The sequence below is a fragment of the Sphingobium sp. Ant17 genome, from assembly GCF_000588875.1.
GTDB lineage: Bacteria > Pseudomonadota > Alphaproteobacteria > Sphingomonadales > Sphingomonadaceae > Sphingobium.
Map to the genome: position 1 here is coordinate 1 of NZ_JEMV01000145.1, position 2,818 is coordinate 2,818.

A 2,818-nucleotide genomic window follows, 5' to 3' on the forward strand; every position below is an offset into this window, starting at 1 on the left:
ATTGATGCTGTCTTGAGTGACACGAGCCTGCTTTTCAGCCTTGGACGCTGAACCCACAATATCGTTGAGAGCCTTGTTGATACGATCAGCCCCGGCCTTTGCGCCAGAGCTGTCTATGCTCACTCGAATTGTTCTCGCAGTCTCCACACCATAACCCCACCAATCAGCGCCTTATAGTGATTATTTACCGCCCTTCTTCGCACCCTTGGTGCTGGCTTTTGCGCGCTCCGCTTCGATAGTCAGATAGGCGTTGTCGAGTTCCCTGATGATGCGTTTTGAATGCCCATGCTCTGCAGAGTTAGTCGCAGAACTGGCTTTTCTGAGTAGGCTTCGATCTTGCTCACAGGGATGGGTCTTGCGCTCATCCCGTCATGCCGTTCAGAACTCAATTCCCAGAAAGCATCATAGTAGAAGTCATGTTCCTGACGAGGCGAGGACGAGAGCAATTCAATAAGCCTCTCGTCGGAGGGGTTGGCGGCCACATCTTTGAGAAGTTGTGCGCCGCCTTTAACCTGATACCACCTCAGGAACTCAGTTTAGTTTTTGTTGATATCGCCTGCGTCAATCATAGGATCAACTGCGTCGTCCTCATCAGGAGCATCGACCAGTTCCTCTTCTGCCTTGAAGTTGTCGATATCGCTGGCCTGTGAAACAAGCTCACTGAATACGAACAAGCCGATTTCAGTCTGGGTCAGGAATTCAAACGCAACGTCCTTATTGAAAGCTACAGGGCCGTTCTCATCATTGATGTCCTTCCAGCCAAACATGGCCAGATGAACAAACTGATGAATGACCTTTTCCTGATCGTCTTGAGCAGCTTGATCGTCGCCTTGTGGGTGCGCTGATAGCGTTCACGGGCGACCTTGAAGAATGGGCTGTAGGGATCATAGCACTTCACATCGAAGGTGCCGTAATAGACGCCGTTCTCATCAATCGCTACACTGACGCCCTTATCGGCGAGTGTCTGATCGTAACGGCTTGGGGGTAACGAAATTTGACCAATTATTGTGTTCTCCTTCTAGTCATCGCCACTATTTAGCCAATAAAATAGGAGGGGTAAAATCAATGGGTGTTGGGGCAGACCGTTTCCAGCCTGCCCCAAACTGCTCTGCGTTGATGAAGGAGAACTACAGAGTTATACCAGCTTCTCGATAACGAGGGCTGTGCCTTCGGTGCTGTCGTAGGCACCGGTGACCACAACGCTAATCAGCATGTCATCTTCGGTCACGTCTTCTGGAATGGAAGCCTGACCGTAAACGGTGAACCTGCGACCATAGCCTGCGATACCTAGATCAAACGAGAACTCCTGCTTGTCGCCAGTGAAGAGTGCCGCATAATCAACGCCGGTTTCGCGGTAGAAGGTCAGATTGTAGGTTACGGCACGAGCGCCGGAAGCCGCAAAGCCCACAGGAGCGTCGCTGGACAACACATTGCGTGGAGTGCGGGACTGCTCAACCGACAATTCCAGTTCAGTGAACTTCAATGCGGTCGATCCACCGACGGTGACATTCAGGACTTCGTGACCAAGGAATTCATAGGCAGCATCGTCAACCGGGGTTGCGGTGTGGGTGCCAGTGATTGCGCTTTCGTCAACCTGCTTTGCGCCGCTGAAATCGAAACTCAGGGTTACGGCTTCGGCTGCTGTTGCGGTTAGGGTGAAGTTGGTTGGAACGCAACCGGTGCTGACCTTGAATTCATTGTTGGTCAGTTGGCTGATGTGCGAGAAGGAACTATCGGTCTGACCGGCCTTCAATACGTTGCCAGCATACTTGCCGCTGACTGCGCCTTCCATGAGGAAGTCCATGAAGGGAGCGCAGATAGCGTTGAATTCGAGGGAGCCGCTTACGGACTGATTGCCACGACGCGAACCATTCGCGTTGCGACCTGGCTTGATCGTGTCGCTCTCGACATTGCCACCGTCTTTGACAGGTAGCTATCGCCAGCTTTGCGGGGAATATCATAGCGTGGGCCGGTTGTGGCCAGAACGCCGAATGTATCTTCGGGAATTAGGGTGAYTTTTACGTCCGACGAACTGATGAAAGGCATCTACATCTCTCCATATCAATTGAAACACAGGAGGCTGTGTGCCTCGTGCTGATATTTACCGAGAGCAGTGCCGAGAGGCGTTTTGGACGCCTTTATGAAGCGCGCTTGGAGCGCCAGTAGATCAGCAGATTAATTCGCAGATACTTGTCATCTGGAACGCGCTGGACGTTGAACTTGTGAACCTCCGTTTTGAAGTCATCGCTACGCCAGCCCTTGAACGCGGTCATGCCTAGATCAGCGATGTCCCATGCGTTCAATTCGTCTGCCTGAATGACGAGGCTCTTGGGCTGATTGATCTGTAGTGTGGCGATGCCCACCTGCTGCCAGACATTGCTACTGCTCACAGTGAGAAGCGTTGAGGCATCTGGATTGAATGCGAAAACTGCTGACAAGGCGTTCTCGTCAATCTCGTAGTCGTCGTCTGCGATGTAGAATGAAAGGTCAGGTGCCGATGCCGCGAGTGATAGGCGCATCTTCCTGTTAAGTGCTATTCTATCCTGACTGAGCATCATGCGCCCCCATTGCTTGAGTATCGTTCGACCACATTCTCCACGAAGTTGGCCGGGGCTTGAGAGGAGGAGCCATCGTTTAGCTTGCCAATGTAGGCGACCTGATTTTCCACGACACCTTCCTCAAATGGCTTTGCTGGCGCAGTTGCGTGCCATCCACGTCGAGCAGTGCCATCTTTGACTGGGGTGGCCAGAATGAGGTCGCGTTGAACGTCAAATGTCGTTTTTCTGAGCGTAGTCGAGAAGCTGTTGCTCAGTTAGGG

General features: G+C 52.3%; 3 protein-coding genes and 1 pseudogene. All 4 read right to left on the reverse strand.

Annotation, left to right across the window (positions count from 1 at the left end; genetic code table 11):
- Positions 1-239: 239 nt before the first annotated feature.
- The 4 genes and pseudogenes from BF95_RS31310 to BF95_RS24800 all read right to left on the reverse strand — a co-directional run bounded on the left by BF95_RS31310 (position 240) and on the right by BF95_RS24800 (position 2,558).
- The gene (locus tag BF95_RS31310; RefSeq protein WP_443018434.1) at positions 240-482 is read right to left on the reverse strand and encodes a phage tail assembly chaperone; all 243 of its coding nucleotides are present in this window, start codon (positions 480-482) and stop codon (positions 240-242) included.
- Between the two features lie 54 nt (positions 483-536).
- Positions 537-767 (reverse strand): hypothetical protein, encoded by a 231-nt coding sequence (locus BF95_RS24790; RefSeq protein WP_043155466.1) that lies wholly within the window; start codon positions 765-767, stop codon positions 537-539.
- A gap of 368 nt (positions 768-1,135) precedes the next feature.
- A pseudogene (locus tag BF95_RS24795) lies at positions 1,136-1,903 on the reverse strand (phage tail tube protein); the annotation flags it as partial.
- Positions 1,904-2,138: 235 nt separating this feature from the next.
- A complete protein-coding gene (locus tag BF95_RS24800) occupies positions 2,139-2,558 on the reverse strand; it encodes a hypothetical protein (protein ID WP_152542884.1) in 420 nt (139 codons plus the stop codon).
- Between the last annotated feature and the right edge of the window lie 260 nt (positions 2,559-2,818).